This is a genomic window from Streptomyces sp. NPDC046821, from assembly GCF_040645335.1.
In the GTDB taxonomy this organism is placed as follows: Bacteria; Actinomycetota; Actinomycetes; order Streptomycetales; family Streptomycetaceae; genus Streptomyces.
This window is the reverse complement of sequence record NZ_JBEYYB010000005.1, coordinates 169,040-190,464: the sequence shown is the minus strand read 5'-3', so window position 1 is coordinate 190,464 and position 21,425 is coordinate 169,040. Positions and strand designations below refer to the sequence as shown.

Sequence of the window (21,425 nt, the reverse complement as noted above, 5' to 3'; positions counted from 1 at the left end):
AACCCAGCTAGGAGTTACCCCGTGGCCATCTCGGTCTTCGACCTGTTCTCGATCGGCATCGGCCCGTCCAGCTCCCACACGGTGGGCCCGATGCGCGCGGCCCGCATGTTCGCGCGCCGGCTGAAGAACGAGGGCCTGCTCGCCCACACCGCGTCGGTCCGCGCCGAGCTCTACGGCTCGCTCGGCGCCACGGGACACGGCCACGGCACCCCCAAGGCCGTCCTGCTCGGCCTGGAGGGCGAGTCGCCGCGCACCGTGGACGTGGAGAAGGCCGACGAGCGCGTCGAGACGATCAAGTCGTCCGGGCGGCTCAGCCTGCTCGGCGTCCAGGAGATCCCGTTCGCGTTCGACGACGACCTCGTCCTGCACCGCCGCAAGGCCCTGCCCTACCACGCCAACGGCATGACGGTCCTCGCGTACGACGGTGAAGGAACGCTCCTGCTGGAGAAGACGTACTACTCCGTGGGCGGCGGCTTCGTCGTCGACGAGGACGCGGTCGCGGGCGAGAACCCGATCGTGCCCGACGACACGTCCCTGAAGTACCCCTTCCGCACCGGTGACGAGCTGCTCCGCCTCACCAAGGAGACTGGCCTGTCCATCGCCTCGCTGATGCTGGAGAACGAGAAGGCCTGGCGCACCGAGGACGAGATCCGCGCGGGCCTGCTCGACATCTGGCGCGTCATGCAGGCCTGCGTCTCGCGCGGCATGTCCCGCGAGGGCATCCTGCCCGGCGGCCTCAAGGTCCGCCGCCGCGCCGCGAATTCGGCCCGCCAGCTGCGCGCCGAGGGCGACCCGCAGCTCCGCGCGATGGAGTGGATCACCCTCTACGCGATGGCGGTCAACGAGGAGAACGCCGCGGGCGGCCGCGTCGTGACGGCGCCCACCAACGGCGCCGCGGGCATCATCCCCGCCGTCCTGCACTACTACATCAACTTCGTGGCGAACGGCGGTTCGCAGGAGGAGAAGGACGAGGGCGTCGTCCGCTTCCTGCTCGCCGCGGGCGCCATCGGGATGCTCTTCAAGGAGAACGCCTCGATCTCCGGCGCCGAGGTCGGCTGCCAGGGCGAGGTCGGCTCCGCCTGCTCGATGGCGGCGGGCGCGCTTGCCGAGGTCCTCGGCGGCACCCCGGAGCAGGTCGAGAACGCCGCCGAGATCGGCATGGAGCACAACCTCGGCCTCACCTGCGACCCGGTCGGCGGCCTCGTGCAGATCCCCTGCATCGAGCGCAACGGCATGGCCGCCGTGAAGGCCGTGACGGCGGCGCGCATGGCGATGCGCGGCGACGGCAGCCACAAGGTCTCCCTCGACAAGGTCATCAAGACCATGAAGGAGACGGGCGCCGACATGAGCGTGAAGTACAAGGAGACGGCGCGCGGCGGGCTCGCCGTGAACATCATCGAGTGCTGACGCCCCGGGCCGGCTCCGCCCGTTCACGATCGGGGCCGGTCTCGGTGGGGATACCTTAAGGACGAACCTTGCCGTCCACCCCCACCGAACGGAAGGCCTCCGTATGTTGCGTGGCGTCGATGTGAGCGCGTATCAGAAGTCGTTCGACACCGACGGGTTGTCGTTCGTCTTCATCAAGGCGTCGGAGGGCCGCAGTTACGTCAATCCACGCCTTGCCGGCCAGACGAAGATCGCCCGGGACGCGGGCTGCGTCGTCGGCTTCTACCACTTCCTGTGGCCGGGGAACCTGACGGCGCAGGCCGAGTACTTCGTGAGCAAGGCCCCGGAGAAATCAGGGGACTTGCTGGCCGTCGACTGGGAGACGACCAGCGAGGGAACGCACGCGAGCAATGCCGAGAAGGACCGTTTCATCCGCGAGGTGAAACGCCTCCGCCCGCACCACAAGGTCCTCCTGTACACAAACAGGAATTTTTGGCTGAACATCGACACGACGTCGTACGCCGGTGACGGGCTCTGGATCGCCGACTACGTGACAGCGGGACATCCGCGCATCAAGGCGAGCTGGCGCTTCCACCAGTACACCGACCACCCGCTCGACAAGGACGTCGCTGCCTTCACGAGCAAGAGCGCGCTACGGGACTGGGCCACCCCGTAACGCGCCCTCGCTGTACGGGAGTTCAGGCGCGCCACTCAGCCGTGCGCTCCGGGGACGCGTCGGCCAGGGCCTTGCGGACGGTGTCCGCGTCCGCCGCGAGGCCGTAGACCGGGGTGCCCGGCTGCTGGCGCCAGGAGTCGTCGAGGCCGCCCGTGTCGACGGTGTCGAAGCCGGCCCCGTCGATCAGGACGCGTACGAGGGCCTTGGCGGCCTCGTCGTCGCCCGCGACCGGCATGGCGATGCGCTCGGGGTCGCCCTTCGGGCGCGGCCTGTCGAGGAGGTCGTGGGCGAAGGTGGTGTTGAAGGCCTTGACCACCGGATGGCCGAGCTGGAGCTCGGTCCAGCGGCTCTCGGGGACGCCCTCCTCGATGGCGACGATGCGGCCGTCGCGCTGCTGCGGGTAGTAGTTGCCGGTGTCGACGACGGCGACGTTGTCGGGGGCGTCGTCGAGGAGTCCGTCGGGGAGGCCCGGGACGGCCTTCGTGGGGATCGTGATCACGACGACGTCGGCGCCGCGGGCGGCCTCGGCCACCGTCACCGGCGTGGCGCCCGTCTCCTCGGCGAGCGCGCGCAGGGTCTGGGGGCCGCGCGAGTTGGCCACCGACACGTCGTGGCCGGCCGCCGTGAAACGACGGGTGAGGTTGCCGCCGATGTTCCCGGCGCCGATGATGCCGATCTTCATGTCGTGCCCTTCCGGAGGTACGTGCGGGATGACACAGCGGTCAACGGGCGACCCGGTGACCCTGTTCCGGGCCTGCCCGCCATTCGGGTCGCTCCCCGCACGCGGCGCGGGGACGCCCGCCGGAGAACCGGTGGGCGCCCCCGCTGGGAAGGCCGGTCGGGTTACTGGCAGGTGCCGGCGAACGTGGCCCGGGTGACCACGTCGGTCGACGCGGCGCCCGTGTCCAGCCACACCGCACGCTGGCCGTCACCGAGGGACGGGGCCAGCTGCGCTCCGGAGGAGCAGGAGATACGGGTGTAGGTGTTGAGGCCCGCGACGGCGTCGTCGGTCTTGGCGACCCGCGCCTTCATCGGACCGTTCCAGGAGCCGAGCGCGCCCCAGACGTCGTACGTCGAGTAGGCGAAGTAGTCGTCCGTGGCGGAGAACTGGGCGAGGTACGTGCTCTGCGGGGTGCGCATGTGCGCGGCCTTGCTCAGGTCGTCGCTCGGGGCGACGGTGAAGTAGGTGCTCGGGATCAGGAAGCCGCCGGTCTCGCGCCAGAAGACGCGGCCCGAGGTGATCTGGATGTCCGAGACGTAGTTGAAGAGGAAGCCGCCGATGCGCTTCTTCTGCGTGGTGCCCTTGGCGATGTCGTAGACGTACACCCAGGTGCCGTCGTCGCCCGCCCACGCGATCGTGCCGTGCTTCATGGCGAGGTGGGAGGCGTAGGTGCCGGCGTCGGGCGTCACGTTGACCGTGGTGCCGTCGGCCTTGCGGAGGATGACGTCCTGCTCGCCGTCGGCCGTGGTGCGGATGTAGGCGAGGGAGCCGTTGTCGGTGACTGGCTCGGTCTCGTCGGCGTCCGGGGCGTCGACGATCTTCTTGATCTCGCCCTGGCCCTTGTCGCCGGCCCCGTAGATGCCGATGCCGTCGGCCGAGATCCGGGTGAAGACGACGCGGTCCTTGTCGATCGACGGGTCGACCAGGTAGGCGTCCTTCTGGGCGAGTTCGTGGTCGGACGAACCCTCCTGCTTGCTGAAGCGGCCGACGGTGATGCCGAAGGCGGCCGACCCCTCGTTCCAGGCGACCGGGTCGCCGTGGCCGATGGCGTACACGTCGCCGTTGATCTGCGCGGCCTGCTCGTCGACGCCGCCGTACACCTCGTAGGCGGGCAGCACGTCGGCGGCGAGGGTCTGGCCGTCGTGGGTGCCGCCCTTCAGCTCCCAGCCCTTCTCGATGCCGTGGTCGTCGAAGGCCTTGGTGACGGCGGCCATGTCGGCGTCGGACACCTTCAGCGACTTGGCGGCCAGGGTGACCGCGTTGCGCATGTCGGTGAAGCCGGACAGCGGCGTCAGGTAGTTCTGCGCGGCGCGGTAGACGATCCGGTCCGCGAGCTTGGGGTCGATGTTCTTGCGCATGTCCCACATCGCGCCGCCGACGATGGTGGAGTTGGCGTGGACTCCGCCGTTGTCGATGTCGAGCGTGATGGGCTTGTAGTCCTTCTGCGCGTTACGGCCGTCGTTGAGGTCGCGCAGCGCGCAGTCCTTCAGCGGCTTCGTGCCGTTGCACAGGTACTCGCCGATGAGGCCGGAGTTCGGGTCGCTCATCGCGACGCCCTTGTCGGCGGTCTCCATGGCGTTGCCCATGTAGTCGGATATCGCCTCGTTGAGGGCGCCCGACTGGTTGAGGTAGACGAGCCCGGCGGAGTGCTCGGTGACTCCGTGCGTCATCTCGTGGCCGACGACGTCGAGGCCCACGGACAGCGGTACGCCGTTCATGTGGCCGTAGACCATCTTCGAGCCGTCCCAGAACGCGTTGGCGTAGTCCTTGCCGCCGTTCGAGACGTTGACGACGGAGTAGATGCTGCCGCCCTTGCCGTCGATGCCGTCGCGGCCGATCTCGTCCTTGTAGAACTCGTAGACCTTGGCGGCGTTGTAGTGGGCGTCGACCGCGCCGGACGTGGTGTTGGCGCCGTCGAAGCGGTCGCTGTCCGACTTCACCAGCGGCACGTCGTCGGTGACGGGGCCGCCCGCGACGTCGAGGTAGCTCTTGCGCTTGGCGTCGTAGGTGCGGATCTGGCCGCCGGTCTTCGCGTACATGGCGCGCGTCGAGTCGACGAGCGTGTACGAGCCGTCGGCCTCCTTGTCGGCGTTCAGCTTCGCCTCGCTGCCGTCGACGCGTACGCCCGTCCCCTCCACGGGCGACGCGTCGGCGGCGTCGATGTTGTTGTACGAGAGCGCGATGCCGCCCACGCTCGCGTCGACGTACACCTCCTGGCGGACCGGGCTGCCGTCGGTGTGGGCGCCGGTGACGGTGAAGTGCCAGGTCAGCTTGCCGCCGTGGCCGTCGGGCAGGACGGTGAGGCCGTGCGCGGCGGTCTTCGCGCCCTCGACGCGGGCGAGGTTGCCGTCGAGGGTGAACATGCGCCGCTCGGCGGTCTCCTTGGAGACGGTCGGCGTGGTGGAGACCGTGATGTTCGTGTAGAGCGTGCCGGTCGCGGAGGTGATCTGCTGGCCGCCGTCGGCCTCCTCGGTCTGCACGGCGTACTCGGCGCCGAACACCGGGACGCCGTTGTGCTCCTGGCCGAAGCGGACGGCGGACTGGCCGCCGTTCTTGGTGGTCCTGAGCGTCTTCAGGTCGGAGACAGGGACCTTGTACGTGTCCTGGTGGGCCTTGAGGTGGGCGCGGGCGGCCTCGGCGGGGGTGCCCTCGCGCGGGCCGTCGCCCAGGCCCTTCGTCATCGCCGGGGCGACCGGGGCCGGGGCCGTGGCGGCAGGGGGCGTGGTGGTGGCGCCGGGGTCGTCGTCCGCCCACGCCGGCGCGACCAGCAGCGCCGATCCCGTGGCGGCGACGACCACACCGGTCGCCAGCATCTGCCGGATCCTCGTTCGTCTCACAGAACCCTCCCCATCACACGCCTGCACCCGGGACGCGTGCGCCCCGCTCGGTTGACGGGTCCGATGCTGTCGGGTGGGTGCGCCGCAGGAACAGGGGAAGGTGCAGGCGCGAACACGCCGTGGCGTAAATCCGCCTCAAGCACCCTGAGGGGGAACCGAGTTGGCAGTTTCGCCGTCCAGCCATCCCGCGCGGGCCGCGTGCCAGCCGAGCTGGAAGCGGGTCGCCGCGCCGACCTGCTCCATCAGGGCGTGCAGCCGGCGCTGCACGGTGCGGTGGCCCATGCCGAGTTGGCGGGCCATGGCCGCGTCGGTGAGGCCGACGTGCAGCAGGGCGACGATCTGCCGGTCTATGGGGTCGAGTTCACGGCCGCCGGCGGATCCGTCGACGCCGTCCGCGTCGAGCCGGCGGCCCTGGGCGAAGTGCTGCTCGAAGAGGGACTGCAGGCTGGTGAGCAGGCCGCTGCGGTGCACGACGAGGGCGACGGGTTCCGGCTCGTCGCGTTCGGGGTCGAGCGGCAGGAGCGCGACGGCGCGGTCCACGAGGACCATCTTGACCGGCAGTTCCTCGACGACGGAGATCCGCTGGCCCTGCGTGACGACATGGGCGAGGGCGCGCGCCATCTCCGGCCGTTCGAGGCAGCCGCGCTCGACGACGGCGCGGATGACGACCCCGCGCGCCATCGCCTCGGTCTCGACCTCGTCGAGGCTCTCCTCGGCGGAGATCACCTGGGTCACCACGGAGGGTACGAACGAGCACACCTCGTGGCGTGCCTGACGCTGCATCGCCAGGAGCCTGCGCCGGATCGCGAGCACTCCGGAGAGCACCTCGACGGGCGCGTGGGACTGGGCGGAGCGGTGCCGTTCGGCGAGGTCGCCGACGAGCGACTCGACGCGGTGCAGGGCGGCCCGGCGGGATTCCAGGAGCGGGCCGAGCGCGAGGACGGGTGAGGCGGCGCGGTAGCGCACGGTGCCGTCGCGGTGTTCGGCGCTGGCGAGGCCGCGTTCGACGAGGCGGCCGAGGGCGCGGTCGACTCCGTCGGGGGCGTCGCCGGGGCCGGCCAGGGCGGCCGGTTCGCTGTCGGGCCGGTCCACCAGGAGGCGGTAGACGGCGTCCTCCTCCGGGCCGAGCCCGAGGAGGGTGAGCAGCGAGTCGTCCGCGAGGCCCGGCGCACCTGGCACCGGGCCTCGCGGACGTGGCTGGGCTCTCAGGGCTCAGGCCTTGTTGAGGTTCGCCCAGAACTCGTCGAACGAGAGGACCTTGTCCCCGTTGGTGTCCTGCCGGGCGATGAGGGCCTCGGCCACGGACTCGGTGACGTTGAAGTCGCCCATCTGAGCCATCGCGCTCTTGTACTCGGCCGCCGTGATGAAGCCGTCGCCGTTCGCGTCGAACCGCTCGAACGCCTTGCGTGCTTCCTCGATGTCCGCCACCGGGGTCCACCCCTTCTTGCTGTAACACTGACGGAGGTCAGATTAACCGCCGGTCCGCGCCCGCAGTGCGGCGACCACCCACGCGAACTCCGCGTTGTGCCGCGGCAGTGTCTCGACCCCCCGTACCAGGGACACCAGGTCACGGAACCGCGCGACATCCTCGTTGCCCGCGGCCTCCATCCGCTCCAGTACGGCCACCAGGTCCGCGTCTCGGCCGAGCAGCCCCAGGAGCACCTCCGCCGCCTCGGGCGACTCGGGGGCGACGCCGCGCTCCAGCGCCTCCCCGGCGAGCTGGACGAGTCGGCTCATGAACCACAGTGAGCTGCCCGGCGGCACGTCGGGTCCCCGGTCGGCGGCGTTGAACTCGATCATCCGGCGCATGTGCGCCCGGAAGCCGGGGTTCTGCATCAGCTCGGCCAGCTCCACCCAGGCGTCGACCTGTCCGGAGGTCGGGTCGTCGGGCAGGTCGGGGACCATGACCCGCATCCGGTGGCGGATGTCCGGGTCGGCGGCGTCGATGCCGCCGAAGGTCTCCTCCATGAAGTCGTCGATGATGTGCTTGCGCTCGGCGGCGCTCAGCCGTGCCAGCTTGTTCATCAGGCCCATCTCCTCCGCGGTCGATTTCCTCTTCGCGACGGTCGACAGGACGGCCCGGTTCAGCCGCAGCGCGCGGATCTGCGCGTCGAGGGCGGCCACGTGCGCGGCGGCCACCGACGCGATGTCCGCCTCCCCGTCCACCACCCGGCGTACGTCGTCCAGGCCGAGGCCCAACTCCCGCAGGGTGCGGATGAGTTCGAGCCGGGCGAGGGACTGCGCGTCGTACAGGCGGTAGCCGCCCGAGCTGCGTCCGACGGGTGGCAGGGCGCCCACGTCGGACCAGTAGCGGATGGTGCGCACCGACAGGCCGGTGCGCCGGGACAGCTGCCCGATGGTGAGCCGCCGCGGGCCGTCGTCGATCATGTGAGGGAGTCTGCGCCTTCCAGTGGGTGGAGACTCAAGCGAGCCGAGGGGGAACGTCATGCCGCGCTCACTGCGGGACATTCTGGACGACGCGGCGCGAGGCGTGTTCCCGCCGCCGGACGGGAGCACGACCGTGGTGCCGCAGGCGGACCGCCGGGACGCGGGGGTGCTCGCGTTCACCGCGCACTCGGTGGTGTTCACGGACGAGGACCCGCGCTGGGTGCACGAGACGCTGGCCGGTCTGGACTGCGATCCGCTGGCGGCGACGATGAATCCGCGGTTCCTCGGCGCGCTCCAGGACCGGACGGGGCGCCGTCACGACACGACAGATCTGCTCACGGTGGCGCAGGCTCTGCCGTGTGAACCGCCGCTGATACTCAAGGAGTTCGCGGACCCGGACCACCCTCGGGTCACGCGGGCGCGAGGGCGCCGGGACGACGTCCGGGTGTGGGCGGCGGACGGCGGGGTGCTCGTGCTGGGGCGCGGGGTCGCGGGCCGCTGGGAGACGGCGATCGAGGTCGACGAGGACGTGCGCCACCGGGGCCTCGGCCGGCTCCTCGCGGTGGCGGCCCGCCATCTGGTGCCGGCCGGCGAGCCGGTGTGGGCCCAGCAGTCGCCGGGGAACGCCCGCAGTGTGCGGGCGTTCCAGGCGGCCGGTTACCGTCCGGTGGGCGCGGAGGCGCTGTTCATCGGGTGACGACAGGTCCTAGCGGAAGATGCCGGTGTGGCCGAGGGAGTAGCGGCCGGGCTGCGGGTACACGGCGAGGCCGTGCGGGCCGTTGCCGACGGGGATGCGGGCGAGCTCCTCGCCGGTGCGGGTGTCGATGGCGTAGACCTCGGAGTTGTAGCGGCCCGAGAGCCACAGGGTCTTGCCGTCGGCGGAGACGCCGCCCATGTCGGGGCTGCCGCCGCCGGGCAGCCGCCACTTCTTGGTGAGCCGGTTCTTGGCGAAGTCGAAGATGGAGATGCTGCCTTCACCGCGGTTGGACACGTACATCTCGCGGGAGTCCCGGCTGATGTAGAGGCCGTGGGCGCCCTTGCCGGTGGGCAGGAGCTTGGGGGTCGTGAACTTGTCGCCGTTCAGGACCCACATGCCGTTGGCCACCATGTCGGCGATGTAGTACGTCTTGCCGTCCGGGGAGAGCTTGACGTCCTGCGGCATGGCGCCGCCGAACGGGAGCTTCTGCTGGGCGACGACCTTCATCTTGGCGGTGTCGACCTTGAGGAGTTCGCCGCTGAACTCGCACGAGACGATGAAGTACCGCCCGTCGGCCGAGAAGTCGGCGTGGTTGACGCCGTAACAGGAGACGGGCTCGGTCTTGACCGTCTTCATGGTGTGCGCGTCGCGGAAGACCAGCTCCTGGTCGAGCGAGGCCATCACCACGGCGTACTTGCCGTCGGGCGTGAAGTAGAGGTTGTACGGGTCGTGCACGTCCACCGGCTTGCCGGCCTTGCCGGTCCTGGGGTCGATGGGGGTGAGCGTGTTGCCCTTGTCGTCGTTGACCCACAGCGTCTTCATGTCCCAGGACGGCACGACGTGCTGCGGCTGCCGGCCGACCCGGATCGTGTCGATGACCTTGAAGGTCTTGGGGTCGATGACGGTGACCGTGTCGGACTCGGTGTTGGGGACGTAGACGCGGGACGGGAAGTCCTTGACGACCGGGGACAGGTTGCCGGGCCGGTCGGCGGCGTAGATGTCCTTCGGGTCGAGGACGGGCGGCATCCCGGGCAGCCCTTGCATCGCCTTGGGCGTGGCGGGCTTCACGGCTCCCTGGGTGTGGGTCGCCTGGCCGGTCTGCTTCTTGGAGTCGGTGCCGCAGGCCGCGAGCCCGGCGAGTGCGGTGACGGCGGCGATCAGTGCTGCGGTGGTACGGGTCCGGCGCGGTGTCATGTCAGCAGCTCCGTGGTGGTCACCGCGGTCAGGCCGCGGCGGTCGAGGTCTTCCAGGAGGGCGGGGAGCGCGGCGACCGTGTCCGCGTAGCCGAAGTGCAGGCTCACGACCGATCCGGCGCGGATCTTGGAGGTGACGTTCCGCGTCACCGCGGCGGCGCCCGGCGAGGTGTAGTCGAGCGAGTCGACGTCGTACGAGAGGACGTGCGGGTAGCCGGCTTCGCGGGCGACGCGCTCGACGAGGGCGCTCGCGCGGGGGGCGCGGGAGGGCCGGAACCAGGTGCCGATGGATCCGGTGAGTTTGCGCAACCGGTCGGCGCAGCCGGTGATCTCGGCCCGTGCCTCGGCCTCGGTCATCGTGTTGATGCCGATGTGGTGGAGGGTGTGGTTGCCGAGGTCGTGGCCGCCGTCGAGGATGCGGCGGGCGACGGCGGGGTGCTCGTCGAGCCAGGTACCGACCGCGAGGACGGTCACCTTGGCGTGCGCCTTCTCGGCCTCTTTGAGGACCGCGTTCGCGATGGCCGGGTCGCCCTGTCCGTGAAAGGTTAGGGCGACTTGCTTCCGGTCACCGGGGCCGTGGTCGATCTGCGCGGGCAGGCCGGGGAAGGCGCGCGGCGCCGGGGCCGGCGGGGCGGCGCGGGCGGGGTGGTCCGGGCGCGTGGAGTGCCCGGCGGCCGCCGGTTCGTGGGCGGTGGTGGAGCAGCCGGTGGTCAGGGCGGCGGCGGTGAGTCCGGCGCCGATGCGGAGCGCTCCGCGGCGGTCGGTCGTGGTCACCCGCCCCATTTAAGGGCGATGCACGCCGAAAGGGGCTTATCAACCCGGGGGTCTTAACAAATACTGGACGGTCCCTGTAATAAATCTTTAATTAACAGGTCGACACCTGACGTAACCGAGGATTCATTTGGCCTGACCGGGCCCCGTCTGCCATAGTCGGATGCACGACCTCCCTTGACCCGGGCTCGGTCGTCACCTGCCGCCGTGGACCACACCCCACCTTCCACGGCGCTCCACGGAAGCCCCCGCGGCGCCCCACAAGGCGAAAACGGGGGCTTTCGTGTGCCACCCCCACGGCGCTGCGCCCCCAGCGGACTGCTCAGCGGTCGCCGACCCGCATCTCGAACCAGGTGGTCTTGCCGCGCGGCAGCAGATCCACGCCCCAGCGGTCGGACAGCTTGTCGACGAGGAAAAGCCCGCGCCCGCTGATGTCGAGCTCATGGACGGGCATCAGACAGGGGAGGCCGCGCGAGGGGTCCCGCACCTCGACCCTGATCCAGCCGCGTCTGCGGGCCATGCGTAACCCGAAACTCCTGGCGCCCGTGTGCCGTACCGCGTTGCCGACGAGTTCGGAGACGAGCAGCACCGCATCCTCGGTCAGCTTCGGCGAGAGCCCCCAGTGCCGCAGCACGACCACCTGGGCGAGCCTGCGCGCGGTCGCCGCCGACTCGGGCAGGGACGGCAATGACACTTCCGCCTCGGTCGGGTTCCCGAACAACTCCAGCGCTTTCAGCGCCCGTTCGTCCTCGACCGCGGGCGACCAGCGCGCCGCGGTAGCACTCCCGTGCCGCCGCGGCTGTTCGATACCCTCCAGCCCCGCCATGCCCCCATCATGGCTGCCCAGAGCGGTTTCCGGGGCCGTTCCCGCCGAATACACCCCCCGGAACCTTCCATTCCGGGGGTTCTGATCGGCATATGCCGCTGGCAGTTAGTCCCTGGCCGTACACCGCCTGAGCTGCGAAAAACCCTCGATCGGGGCCGAATACCGGTCACGCGCGATGGCGAATCCTTAAGGTTCCCTTAAGGCTCCGATAAACCGCCCCAACGAGGGACCACAGCCGGACGAGCCGTCAACTCGACGCCGAACGGCGCCAGTTAGAGGAACTTCGCCTTGCCCGGACCCTCTTCGACGAAGCTCCGCATCCCGCGCTCGCGGTCCTCGGTGGCGAAGAGGCCCGCGAACCAGTTCCGCTCGATCGCGAGGCCGGTGTCGAGGTCCGTCTCCAGGCCCGCGTCGATGGACTCCTTCGCGGCGCGCAGCGCGAGCGCGGGCCCCTGCGCGAGCTTCGCGGCCCAGGCGTGTGCCGCCTCGAAGACCTCGGCGGCGGGCACCACACGGTCCACCAGGCCGAGGGCGAGGGCCTCGTCGGCCTTCACCTGACGGCCCGTGAAGATGAGGTCCTTCGCCTTGGAGGGGCCGATCAGGCGCGACAGGCGCTGGGTGCCGCCGGCGCCCGGGATCAGGCCGAGCAGGATCTCGGGCTGGCCGAGCTTCGCGTTGTCCGCGGCGATCCGGAAGTCGGCGCACAGCGCGAGCTCGCAGCCGCCGCCGAGCGCGTAACCCGTGACCGCGGCGACGACCGGCTTGGGGATACGGGCCACGGCCGTGAAGGAGTCCTGCAGCGCGCGGGACCGCACGATCATGGCCGCGTGGTCCATGACCTGCATCTCCTTGATGTCCGCCCCCGCGGCGAACGCCCGCTCGCCGCCCCGGACGACCACGGCGCGCACGTCGTCGCGGCGCGAGGCCTCCTCGGCGAGCTCCTTGATGCGGTCCTGCGTGGCGATGTCCAGGGCGTTCATCGGCGGCCGGTCCAGCTGGATCGTGCCGACGCCTTCGGCGACTTCGAGGTAGGCAGTCATGGGGAGCAGGTTAGTTCGCGTCAACGGAAGAGGCCCGGTGCACTTGGTCACAGTGCGCCGGGCCTCGTTCACGTACAGGCGGAAGGGTCAGGCCTTCCACTTCTCCCAGGACATGTTCCAGCCGTTGAGGCCGTTGTCCGGGGCCACGGTCTTGTCGTGCGCGTTCTTCACCTCGACGACGTCACCGATCATCGAGTTGTCGAAGAACCAGGCCGCGGAAACGTTCTTGTCGTAACCGCCGCGCACGTCGCGCAGGCCCACGCAGCCGTGGCTGGCGTTGTAGTTGCCGAAGGCGTCGCCGCCCCAGTAGTTGCCGTGTATGAACGTGCCGGACGTGGTCAGGCGCATCGCGTGCGGCACGTCCTTGATGTCGTACTCGCCGCCGTAGCCGACCGTTTCGCCGTTCATGCGGGTCACGCGGAGCTTCTCGCTGATGACCATCCGGCCGTTCCACGTGGTGTAGCCGGGCTTGCCCGTGGTGACCGGGACCTTCTTGAGGACCTTGCCGTCACGGGTGACCGTCATCATGTGCTTGTCGGCGTCGACCACGGAGACCTGGCTGCGGCCGACCGTGAACGTCACGGTCTTGGCCTGCTTGCCGTAGACGCCCGGCCGGCCCTCGACGCCGTCGAGGTTGAGCTTGACGGTGACCTTGGTGCCCGCGGCCCAGTAGTTCTCTGGGCGGAAGTCGAGGCGGTCGTTGCCGAACCAGTGGCCCGCGACGGGCACGGAGGGCTCCGTCTTGATCTCGATGGCCTTCTCCACGTCCTCCGGGTGCGTGATGCCCCGCGTGAAGTGGATCGAGAACGGCATCCCCACGCCGACCTTCGAGCCGTCCTCCGGGGTGAACATCCCGATGAACGTGTTCTGCGGGACCAGCGTCGTGAACGCGACGTCCTTCGCCGACGCGCGGCCCGCGGAGTCCTCGGCGACCGCGTGCACCTTGTACTTCGTGGAGGCGGCCAGATGATGGGCCGGCGTCCAGCTGGCGCCGCCGTCGGCGATCCGGCCCTCGACCGGGTTGCCCTTGGTGTCGGCGACCTTCACCTCGGTCAGCTTGCCCTTGTCCGCCGTGATCCGCAGGTCCCCGCTGGTGGCCACCCCGTCCGCCCCGTCCTTCGGGGTGACCGTGAGCACGGCCTGCGACGGCTTGTTGGTGTCCCGCTTGCCAGCGCCGCCGCCCTTCCCGTCCCCCGCGGCCGCGCCGCCGCCTCCGCCGCACGCGGTGGCCAGCAGCAGAGCGGCCCCCAGCAAAGCCCCCGTTATCGGTCGTCGCCCGTTCACGTTCCTGTCTCCCCTCGCGCACGGCCGGTCAGGCCCGCACCCCCGGCGCGTCCTGGCGCGCCCACCGCCAGATAACCACACGACCTGCAGTGATGGATCCCCGGCTATGTCACCGTTCAGTCCCAACTGGCCGGTACGGAAACGGCGGTGGGCGCGCTGGGGCGGCCGGAGCGGCGGGCTCAGCGCACGGCCGAGCCCGCGGTCCAGTCCTTCCACGACATGTTCCAGCCGCCGAGTCCGTTGTCCGGGGCGACCGTCTTGTCCTTGCTGTTCACCACCTCGACGACGTCACCGACGAGGGTGCGGTCGAAGAACCAGCCCGCCGGCGTCGCCGAGCTGCCGCCCTTCACGTCCCTCAGGCCCACGCAGCCGTGGCTCGCGTTGGTGTTGCCGAAGACGTCGCCGCCCCAGTAGTTGCCGTGCAGGAACGTGCCCGACGTCGTCAGCCGGATCGCGTGCGGCACGTCAGGGATGTCGTACTCGCCGCCGAGGCCGACGGTGCGGCTGTTCATGCGGGTCTCTTCGAGCATCTCGCTGACGACCATCTTGCCGTTGTACGTCGTGGTCTTCGGCGCCCCCGCGGTGATGGGGATCGTCTCGAGGAGCTGGCCGTCGCGCCGTACCCGCATCGTGTGCGCGGCCGCGTCCACGACGCTGGTCTGGCTGCGGCCCACGGTGAAGGCGAACGTCTTGTTCTGCATCCCGTACACGCCAGGCGCCGCCTCCACGTCGCGCAGTCCCAGGTCGACGGTGACCTTCGTGTCCGGCTTCCAGTAGTCGCGCGGGCGGAAGTCGAGCCGGGTCTTCCCGAACCAGTGCGGGGCGACCTCGACGGCGGGGCTCGCGGTGACGTGGACGGCGCGCTCGACGGCGGCGCGCTGCGCGTCGTCGATGTCCCGGTTGAACTCCAGCGAGACGATCATGCCTGTGCCGACCGTCGTGCGGTCCTCCGGAGAGACGTAGGCGATGAACCGCTCGTCGGGGACGGACGTCGTGAACGTGGTGTGGCGGGCCGAGCGGCGGCCGTGCCCGTCGAGCGCGACGGCGTCCACCGTGTACTTGGCGGCCAGCGCGAGCCGCCGTTCACCGGCCGCCGGACGCCATCTCATGCCGTCGTCGTCGATCCGGCCGGGGACCGGGATCTCCTGCGCGTCCTCCAGCTTGACGACCTTCACCGACTCGAGCCGCCCGTCCGGGACCCTCACCTCGAACGGGCGGTCGGCCCGCACGTTCTTGGTCCCGTCGGCCGGGTCCACCCGGATGGCGTCCTCGGGTGATCTCGGCTTGCCGAGCAGTTCGTCCGTGGCGGAGCATCCGGAGACTCCGGTCAGCACCGCTCCCCAGGTCAGTACGGCGGCCAGCGTGGCCCCTGCGCGTCTCAGAGCTGTTGTCACGCCGGGCCCAACGACGGTCCCCCCGGCGGGGAAACGTGAGTGCGAGCCAAGCGGTGGGCAGAACACTGGGGAGGACCACGCGACGGCGGCCGCGGGAGGCAGGCAGGTGGCGAGCGCACCCGAGCAGGAGGCACCCGGGGATTCCCTGGGGGAACGGTCCGCGGCGGTGCCGGCGGCGCGCACCGCGACCGGTCCCGACGGCCGCCGCGCCCGCGAGCGGACACCGCGGGTCGAGCCCGTGTGGCCCGGAACCCCCACTCCACTGGGCGCACGCTTCCGGGTCGGCCCCGACGGCACGGCGGGCACCAACTTCGCGCTGTGGGCGGGCGGGGCCGAGTCGGTCGAGCTGTGCCTCTTCGACGACGCGGGCCGCGAGCGCCGCGCCCCGCTGACCGAGCTGACGCACGAGATCTGGCACGGCTTCGTCCCTGGCGTACTGCCGGGCCAGCGGTACGGGTTCCGGGTGCACGGCCGCTGGGACCCGTGGACGGGCGCCCGCTGGAACCCGGCGAAGCTGCTCCTGGACCCGTACGCGCGCGCCGTCGACGGCGATTTCCGGCTTCCGCCGGAGGTGTACGGCCATGTGCGCGACTGGCCCGAGCAGCACGTGGCCGACACCGTGCGCGACGGCCGCGACTCGGCGCCGTACGTCCCCAAAGGGGTGGTCGTCCACGACGACGTGCCCGGGGACGAGTGGGCCGACGACCGGCGGCCGAAGACGCCGTGGGCGGACTCGGTGATCTACGAGCTGCATGTGAAGGGCTTCACCGCGCTGCACCCGGGGATCCCCGAGAAGCTGCGCGGCACGTACGCGGGGCTCGCGCATCCGGCGGCCGTGGAGCATCTGGTGCGGCTCGGCGTGACGGCGGTCGAGCTGCTGCCGGTGCATCAGTTCGCCCACGAGGACCATCTGCTGAAGCGGGGCCTTCGGAACTACTGGGGTTACAACTCGGTCGGCTACTTCGCGCCGCACGCGGGGTACGCGGCGACGGGCACCGGCGGGCAGCAGGTCGGCGAGTTCCGTCGGATGGTGCGGGCGCTGCACGCGGCCGGGATCGAGGTCATCCTCGACGTGGTCTACAACCACACGGCGGAGTCGGGCGAGCTTGGCCCGACGCTGTCCCTGAAGGGCATCGACAACCGCGGCTACTACCGCCTCCAGGACGACGCCCGCCGGTACGCGGACTACACGGGCTGCGGCAACACCCTGCACGTGGTGCAGCCGCACGTGCTCCGGCTCATCACCGACTCGCTGCGCTACTGGGTGACCGAGATGGGGGTGGACGGCTTCCGTTTCGATCTGGCGGCCGCGCTCGCCCGCTCGATGCACGACGTGGACATGCTGTCGCCGTTCCTCGCGGTGATCGCGCAGGACCCCGTGCTGCGGCGGGTGAAGCTGATCGCGGAGCCGTGGGACGTGGGCTCGGGCGGCTATCAGGTCGGAGCTTTTCCACCGCTGTGGACGGAGTGGAACGACCGCTACCGAGGCGCCGTACGGGACTTCTGGCGCGGCGCCCTGCCCGACGTGCGGGACCTGGGCTACCGCCTGTCCGGGTCGAGCGACCTGTACGCGTGGGGCGGCCGCCGCCCGTACGCCTCCGTCAACTTCGTCACCGCGCACGACGGCTTCACCCTGCGCGACCTGGTGAGTTACGAGCACAAGCACAACGAGGCCAACGGCGAGGGCAACCGGGACGGGACCGACGACAACCGGTCCTGGAACTGCGGCGCCGAGGGCGAGACCACCGACGAGGGTGTACTCGCCCTGCGGCGGCGGCAGTTGAGGAATCTGCTGACGACGCTGCTGCTGTCCACCGGCGTGCCGATGCTGGTCGCCGGGGACGAGCTGGGCCGTACGCAGCGCGGTAACAACAACGCGTACTGCCAGGACAACCAGATCAGCTGGGTGGACTGGTCGCTGCTCGAAGAGCCGGGCTGGCGGGCCCTGTTCGAACTGACCTCGCGGCTCGTCGCGCTGCGGCACGCGCATCCGGTGCTGCGGCGCCGCGCGTTCTTCTCCGGGCGGGCGCACTCGGCGGACGGGCTGCGTGACCTGGCGTGGTTCACGGCGCGCGGCACGGAGATGACGGAACGGGACTGGTACGCGCCGGCGGCCACGCTCGGGATGTACCTCTCCGGGCGCGACATACCGGGCCGCGACGCCCTGGGCGCGCCCGTCACGGACGACAGCTTTCTCGCGGTTCTGCACGCCGGGGACCGTGACGAGAGCTACGTCCTGCCTGGCCGGCCGTGGGCACGCGCGTACGAGGTGGTGGTGGACACGTCGGCCGAGGCGCAGGCGGCGGAACCGGGGGTGACGCATCCGGCGGGGGCGGCGATCACGGTGCCGGGGCGGTCGGTGCTGCTGCTTCGGGTGCTCGACCAGGAAAAGATCTAGCCGAGGATCTTCCGGTCGTACCCCACGGCGACGGCCGCCGCGCGGTCCTTCACGCCCAACTTGCCGTAGACGTGCGTGAGATGGGTCTTCACCGTCGCCTCGCTGATGAACAGGACGCGGGCGATCTCCTTGTTCGACGTGCCCTTGGCGACCAGGGCGAGGACCTCGCGCTCACGGGCCGAGAGGGGTTCGTCGGCGGGGGCGGACGGGGTGCGGACGGCGGTGACGAGCCGGGAGGCGACCGCCGGGGAGAGCACGGTACGGCCGTCGGCGGCCGCGCGTACGGCCGTGAACAGTTCCTCGCGCGGGGCGTCCTTGAGGAGGTAGCCGGTGGCGCCCGCCTCGATCGCGGGGAGCGTGTCCGAGTCCGTGTCGTACGTGGTGAGCACGAGGACGCGGGAGCGGGCGCCGCGGCGGGTGAGTTCCTTGATGGCGTCCACGCCGTTGCCGCCGGGCATCCGCAGGTCCATGAGGACGACGTCGGGGTCGAGCCGCCCGGCGAGGTCGACGGCCTCGACGCCGTTCGACGCCTCGCCGAGGACCGTGAACCCGTCGGCGGACTCGAACATGCCGCGCAGGCCGTCCCGTACGACGGGGTGGTCGTCGACGATGAGGAGGGAGATCGCACTGTCAGTGGTCATGGCGCACCAAAGGTACGCGAGCCGACACGGCGGTGCCCCCGCCAGGCTCCGACTCCACCGTGAGCGCTCCGGCGATGCGTTCGGCGCGGGCCCGCATCCCGTCGAGGCCGAAGCCGCCCGTGCCGGTGCGGGCGGGCACGTCGAGCGGGTCGAAGCCGCGGCCGTCGTCGCGTACGTCGAGCGTGACCTCGCCGGCCATGTAGGAGAGCGTGACGCCGAGGCGGGCCGCGTGGGCGTGCCGGGCCGCGTTCGACAGCGCCTCTTCGGCGATGCGCAGGAGGGTCGCCTCGATCTCGTCGTGCAGCGGCTCGGTGGTGCCGGTGACGGTGAACTCGGCGCGTACTCCTGTGCGTTGGGACCAGTCGTCGACCGTCTTCTTCAGTGCCTCGGGCAGGGACGCGTTCTCCAGGGCGGCCGGGGAGAGGTTGTGCACGGAGCGGCGGGCCTCGCCGAGGCTGTGCCGGGCGAGGTCGGCGGCGCGGTCCAGGTGGACGCGGGCCGCTTCCGGATCGGGGGTTCCGGCGACGACCTGGAGCTGGGCGATGATTCCGGTCAGGCCCTGGGCGATGGTGTCGTGGATCTCGGCGGCGAGCCGCCTGCGCTCGTCGGCGACGCCGGCCTCCCGTGCCTGGACGAGGAGTTGGGCGTGCAGGGCGGCGTTCTCGTCCATGGCCTGCTGGAGCGCGGTGTTCGTACGCTCCAGTTCGGCGATGGTCTCGGCCTGGACGCGGGCCCGTTCGTTCTCCTGGGCGTTGAGATGGCCCATGATCGCGGCCAGGGTGACGTTGACGGCGAGGAGTCCGCCGAACAGGGCCCAGCCGAGCGGGCCGTCGGGCGGCAGGCCCCCGGACTGGGAGCCCGCCATGACGACGGCCGCCGCGAACACGCCCGGCCTGACCCAGCGGCGCGGCAGCAGCCGCTCGACGTCGAAGTAGCCGCAGGCCGCGTAGAACGCGTAGAACGGGTTGATCCAGGCGACGACGAAGCTGATGGCCCAGCGGAACCAGTAGTTGAAGGCGCTGGCCGGGGTGTGGCCCGGCCGGGTGCGCATCGCCCTCACCCACCACAGCTGGAGGGCGAAGGCGACGGCGGACAGCGAGCCGACGACGTACCAGTCCGTGCGGTCCATGCCGACGACGTCGGACGTGGCGGCGGACAGGGAGAGGCCGATGACGAGCAGGCCGAACGGTCCGTAGCGGTGGAAGTTGGCCCAGCGTTCCTCGACCGTCATGGCCGCCGCGGCGGCGGCCGTGCTGCCTGTTCCCGTTGTCATGCGCCCAGTCTGCACGGCCATGGCGGAGGTCACCGGGTCATTCCCAGCGGAACCAGCGCGACGCGGCGCCGGACAGGAGCAGGGTCCACACCGCGAGGACGGCCAGGTGGGACCAGCTCGGCCAGTCGCCGGCCGCGGCCTGGCCGAGGGCCTGCGCGGCGGCACCGAAGGGGGTGTACTCCACGATGTGCGCGAGGGTGGCGGGCATCGCCTGGATCGGCACCCACACTCCCGCGCTGAACATCATCGGGAAGAAGACGACCGAGCCGATCGCGTTGGAGATCTTCGTCGTGCGCGACAGGGCCGACACGAGGGCGCCGAGCGCGAGGGCGACGAGGACGGCGAGCACGAGGGCCAGCACATACCCGCCGGGCTGCTTCGGCAGCGCTACGTCGAAGGCGATCCGGCCGACGGCCAGCGAGAGGACCGCCGAGCAGAGGGCGGCGACGCCGTGGATGCCCACCTGCGCGCCGAGGAGCGCCGCCGGGCGGACCGGAGTCGTCGACATGCGGCGCAGGATGCCGCGTTCGCGGTAGCCGGTGATGACGGGCGGCATGGACTGGAGCCCGGACATGATCATCGCGAGCAGCACGGTCACGGGGACGTACGCGTCGACGAGGCGGATGCCGCCGAGGGACGGGTCGGTCTCGCGGAAGGAGGGGATGGAGCCGAGGATGACGAGCAGGACCGTCGGGAAGACGCCGATCCAGAAGAGGCCGGCGGGCTCGCGCCGGAAGAGGCGGAGTTCGGTCCGCAGGACGGCGCGGTTCGGCGACGTACGCGTACGGGGCGCGGTGCCGGCGGCGCCGGCGGTGCTGAGGGTCGGGGCGCTCATGACTGGCCGGCTCCTGTGAGGTCGAGGAACGCGTCGTCCAACGTGGCGTCGGACACGCGGAGTTGGTGGGCGGTGATGTGGTGGCGGGCGAGCAGCGTGATCACGGCGTTGACCGTCTCGTCGGTGCCGCCGAGGGTGATCCGGCCGTCCTTGTGCTCCACGGACGCGAGCGCGGGCAGGTCGCGCAGGGCCGCCTCGTCGAGCGGCGCGGACGGGGTGAACGACATGACGGTGGAGGCGGCGGCCCGGCTGATCAGTCCGGCCGGGGTGTCGAGGGCGGCGATCCTGCCCTTGTCGATCACGGCGATCCGGTCGCAGAGGCGCTGCGCCTCCTCCATGAAGTGCGTGACGAGCAGGACGGTGACGCCGCTGTCGCGGACGTCCTCGATGAGCTGCCACGTGTCGCGGCGGGCGCGCGGGTCCAGACCGGTCGTCAGTTCGTCGAGGACGACGACGCGCGGGTTCCCGATCAGCGCGAGCGCGATGAACAGGCGCTGCTTCTGGCCGCCGCTGAGCTTCGCGAACCGGGTGCCGAGCTTGTCCGTGAGGCGCAGGCGCTCGGCCAGGGGGCGCCAGTCGGCGGGGTTCGGGTAGAGCGCCGCGTACAGTTCGAGCGCCTCGCGGACGGTGAGTTTGGGCTGGAGCTCGCTCTCCTGGAGCTGGGCGCCGAGGATGCCGGTGACCTGGTCGTGGTCGGCCACGGGGTCGAGGCCGGCGACGCGGATGTGGCCCGCGTCGGGGACGCGGAGCCCCTCGACGCACTCGACGGCGGTCGTCTTGCCGGCGCCGTTCGGGCCGAGGATGCCGAAGATCTCGCCCTCGTCGACGGTGAAGGACAGTCCGTCCACCACGGCCCGTCCTCCGTAGACCTTGCGGAGGCCGGAGACTTCGATCAGGGGGCGCCGGGCCCGTGCCGGGCCGGGCGTCGCGGTCGGGCTCGCGCTCGTCGTCGGGCTCGTCGGGGTGCTTGTTGTCGGGCTCGTCGGCACCTTGCCCGCCGTCTCGCTCGTCGTCCTGCTCGTCGTCGTCATGCTTAGAGAATCGCCGCGCGGGCCTCGCCCCGGC

At 70.9% G+C, this 21,425-nt stretch carries 19 protein-coding genes; 4 read left to right on the top strand and 15 right to left on the bottom strand.

The window, feature by feature from the left end; genetic code table 11:
• Positions 1–21: 21 nt before the first annotated feature.
• Both ABZ893_RS11780 and ABZ893_RS11775 read left to right on the top strand, forming a co-directional pair.
• Positions 22–1,407: an L-serine ammonia-lyase gene (locus ABZ893_RS11780; RefSeq protein WP_361400685.1), complete on the top strand. Its 1,386-nt coding sequence runs from the start codon at positions 22–24 to the stop codon at positions 1,405–1,407.
• A 103-nt stretch (positions 1,408–1,510) separates the two neighbouring features.
• Positions 1,511–2,062 carry a glycoside hydrolase family 25 protein gene (locus ABZ893_RS11775; protein ID WP_361400683.1) on the top strand — a complete coding sequence of 184 codons (552 nt, stop codon included), beginning with the start codon at positions 1,511–1,513 and terminating at the stop codon, positions 2,060–2,062.
• Between the two features lie 22 nt (positions 2,063–2,084).
• Here the strand turns inward: ABZ893_RS11775 and ABZ893_RS11770 are convergent, their stop codons facing one another.
• From ABZ893_RS11770 to ABZ893_RS11750, 5 genes are all read right to left on the bottom strand, one after another.
• A complete protein-coding gene (locus tag ABZ893_RS11770) occupies positions 2,085–2,744 on the bottom strand; it encodes an NAD(P)-binding domain-containing protein (RefSeq protein WP_361400680.1) in 660 nt (219 codons plus the stop codon).
• A 161-nt stretch (positions 2,745–2,905) separates the two neighbouring features.
• Positions 2,906–5,620: a M4 family metallopeptidase gene (locus tag ABZ893_RS11765; RefSeq protein ID WP_361400677.1), complete on the bottom strand. Its 2,715-nt coding sequence runs from the start codon at positions 5,618–5,620 to the stop codon at positions 2,906–2,908.
• 135 nt (positions 5,621–5,755) lie between these two features.
• A complete protein-coding gene (locus ABZ893_RS11760) occupies positions 5,756–6,799 on the bottom strand; it encodes a helix-turn-helix transcriptional regulator (protein WP_361400674.1) in 1,044 nt (347 codons plus the stop codon).
• A 33-nt stretch (positions 6,800–6,832) separates the two neighbouring features.
• The gene (locus ABZ893_RS11755) at positions 6,833–7,048 is read right to left on the bottom strand and encodes an EF-hand domain-containing protein (RefSeq protein ID WP_361400671.1); all 216 of its coding nucleotides are present in this window, start codon (positions 7,046–7,048) and stop codon (positions 6,833–6,835) included.
• 42 nt (positions 7,049–7,090) lie between these two features.
• The gene (locus ABZ893_RS11750; protein ID WP_361400667.1) at positions 7,091–8,008 is read right to left on the bottom strand and encodes a MerR family transcriptional regulator; all 918 of its coding nucleotides are present in this window, start codon (positions 8,006–8,008) and stop codon (positions 7,091–7,093) included.
• A 58-nt stretch (positions 8,009–8,066) separates the two neighbouring features.
• Here ABZ893_RS11750 and ABZ893_RS11745 point away from each other — a divergent pair, with 58 nt between their 5' ends.
• Positions 8,067–8,705, top strand: coding sequence for a GNAT family N-acetyltransferase (locus ABZ893_RS11745; protein ID WP_361400664.1), 639 nt, complete (start codon positions 8,067–8,069; stop codon positions 8,703–8,705).
• 9 nt (positions 8,706–8,714) lie between these two features.
• Here the strand turns inward: ABZ893_RS11745 and ABZ893_RS11740 are convergent, their stop codons facing one another.
• The 6 genes from ABZ893_RS11740 to ABZ893_RS11715 all read right to left on the bottom strand — a co-directional run bounded on the left by ABZ893_RS11740 (position 8,715) and on the right by ABZ893_RS11715 (position 15,213).
• A complete protein-coding gene (locus tag ABZ893_RS11740) occupies positions 8,715–9,899 on the bottom strand; it encodes a hypothetical protein (protein ID WP_361400661.1) in 1,185 nt (394 codons plus the stop codon).
• Positions 9,896–10,681 carry a polysaccharide deacetylase family protein gene (locus ABZ893_RS11735; protein ID WP_361400658.1) on the bottom strand — a complete coding sequence of 262 codons (786 nt, stop codon included), beginning with the start codon at positions 10,679–10,681 and terminating at the stop codon, positions 9,896–9,898. Before ABZ893_RS11735 ends, ABZ893_RS11740 begins: the two co-directional genes overlap by 4 nt.
• A 310-nt stretch (positions 10,682–10,991) precedes the next feature.
• Positions 10,992–11,600 (bottom strand): ATP-binding protein, encoded by a 609-nt coding sequence (locus ABZ893_RS11730; RefSeq protein ID WP_361401320.1) that lies wholly within the window; start codon positions 11,598–11,600, stop codon positions 10,992–10,994.
• 167 nt (positions 11,601–11,767) lie between these two features.
• On the bottom strand, positions 11,768–12,535 hold the full coding sequence (locus ABZ893_RS11725) for an enoyl-CoA hydratase-related protein (RefSeq protein WP_361400655.1): 768 nt from the start codon (positions 12,533–12,535) through the stop codon (positions 11,768–11,770).
• 87 nt (positions 12,536–12,622) lie between these two features.
• A complete protein-coding gene (locus ABZ893_RS11720; RefSeq protein ID WP_361400652.1) occupies positions 12,623–13,789 on the bottom strand; it encodes an Ig-like domain-containing protein in 1,167 nt (388 codons plus the stop codon).
• A 209-nt stretch (positions 13,790–13,998) separates the two neighbouring features.
• Complete coding sequence (locus tag ABZ893_RS11715) at positions 13,999–15,213, bottom strand: Ig-like domain-containing protein (RefSeq protein ID WP_361400649.1); 1,215 nt, start codon at positions 15,211–15,213, stop codon at positions 13,999–14,001.
• 106 nt (positions 15,214–15,319) lie between these two features.
• On the opposite strand from ABZ893_RS11715, the gene glgX reads away from it, so the two are divergent.
• On the top strand, positions 15,320–17,611 hold the full coding sequence (gene glgX, locus ABZ893_RS11710; RefSeq protein ID WP_361400646.1) for a glycogen debranching protein GlgX: 2,292 nt from the start codon (positions 15,320–15,322) through the stop codon (positions 17,609–17,611).
• Here the strand turns inward: glgX and ABZ893_RS11705 are convergent.
• The 4 genes from ABZ893_RS11705 to ABZ893_RS11690 are packed head-to-tail and all read right to left on the bottom strand — an operon-like array spanning position 17,608 to position 21,391.
• A complete protein-coding gene (locus ABZ893_RS11705) occupies positions 17,608–18,252 on the bottom strand; it encodes a response regulator transcription factor (RefSeq protein ID WP_361400643.1) in 645 nt (214 codons plus the stop codon). The two genes, glgX and ABZ893_RS11705, sit on opposite strands and share 4 nt — an antisense overlap.
• Positions 18,242–19,525, bottom strand: coding sequence for a sensor histidine kinase (locus ABZ893_RS11700; RefSeq protein ID WP_361400640.1), 1,284 nt, complete (start codon positions 19,523–19,525; stop codon positions 18,242–18,244). Before ABZ893_RS11700 ends, ABZ893_RS11705 begins: the two co-directional genes overlap by 11 nt.
• A gap of 37 nt (positions 19,526–19,562) precedes the next feature.
• A complete protein-coding gene (locus ABZ893_RS11695; protein WP_361400636.1) occupies positions 19,563–20,360 on the bottom strand; it encodes an ABC transporter permease in 798 nt (265 codons plus the stop codon).
• Entirely contained in the window at positions 20,357–21,391 is a 1,035-nt protein-coding gene (locus tag ABZ893_RS11690; RefSeq protein WP_361400633.1) for an ABC transporter ATP-binding protein, read from the bottom strand. Before ABZ893_RS11690 ends, ABZ893_RS11695 begins: the two co-directional genes overlap by 4 nt.
• Positions 21,392–21,425: the final 34 nt, after the last annotated feature.

Bases quoted from the DNA above. Each gene is read 5' to 3' on its own strand.
- ABZ893_RS11775 (WP_361400683.1), top strand. From the start codon at position 1,511: ATGTTGCGTGGCGTCGATGTGAGCGCGTATCAGAAGTCGTTCGACACC.
- ABZ893_RS11770 (WP_361400680.1), bottom strand. From the start codon at position 2,744: ATGAAGATCGGCATCATCGGCGCCGGGAACATCGGCGGCAACCTCACC.
- ABZ893_RS11750 (WP_361400667.1), bottom strand. From the start codon at position 8,008: ATGATCGACGACGGCCCGCGGCGGCTCACCATCGGGCAGCTGTCCCGG.
- ABZ893_RS11745 (WP_361400664.1), top strand. From the start codon at position 8,067: ATGCCGCGCTCACTGCGGGACATTCTGGACGACGCGGCGCGAGGCGTG.
- ABZ893_RS11740 (WP_361400661.1), bottom strand. From the start codon at position 9,899: ATGACACCGCGCCGGACCCGTACCACCGCAGCACTGATCGCCGCCGTC.
- ABZ893_RS11735 (WP_361400658.1), bottom strand. From the start codon at position 10,681: ATGGGGCGGGTGACCACGACCGACCGCCGCGGAGCGCTCCGCATCGGC.
- ABZ893_RS11725 (WP_361400655.1), bottom strand. From the start codon at position 12,535: ATGACTGCCTACCTCGAAGTCGCCGAAGGCGTCGGCACGATCCAGCTG.
- ABZ893_RS11705 (WP_361400643.1), bottom strand. From the start codon at position 18,252: ATGACCACTGACAGTGCGATCTCCCTCCTCATCGTCGACGACCACCCC.
- ABZ893_RS11700 (WP_361400640.1), bottom strand. From the start codon at position 19,525: ATGACAACGGGAACAGGCAGCACGGCCGCCGCCGCGGCGGCCATGACG.
- ABZ893_RS11695 (WP_361400636.1), bottom strand. From the start codon at position 20,360: ATGAGCGCCCCGACCCTCAGCACCGCCGGCGCCGCCGGCACCGCGCCC.
- ABZ893_RS11690 (WP_361400633.1), bottom strand. From the start codon at position 21,391: ATGACGACGACGAGCAGGACGACGAGCGAGACGGCGGGCAAGGTGCCG.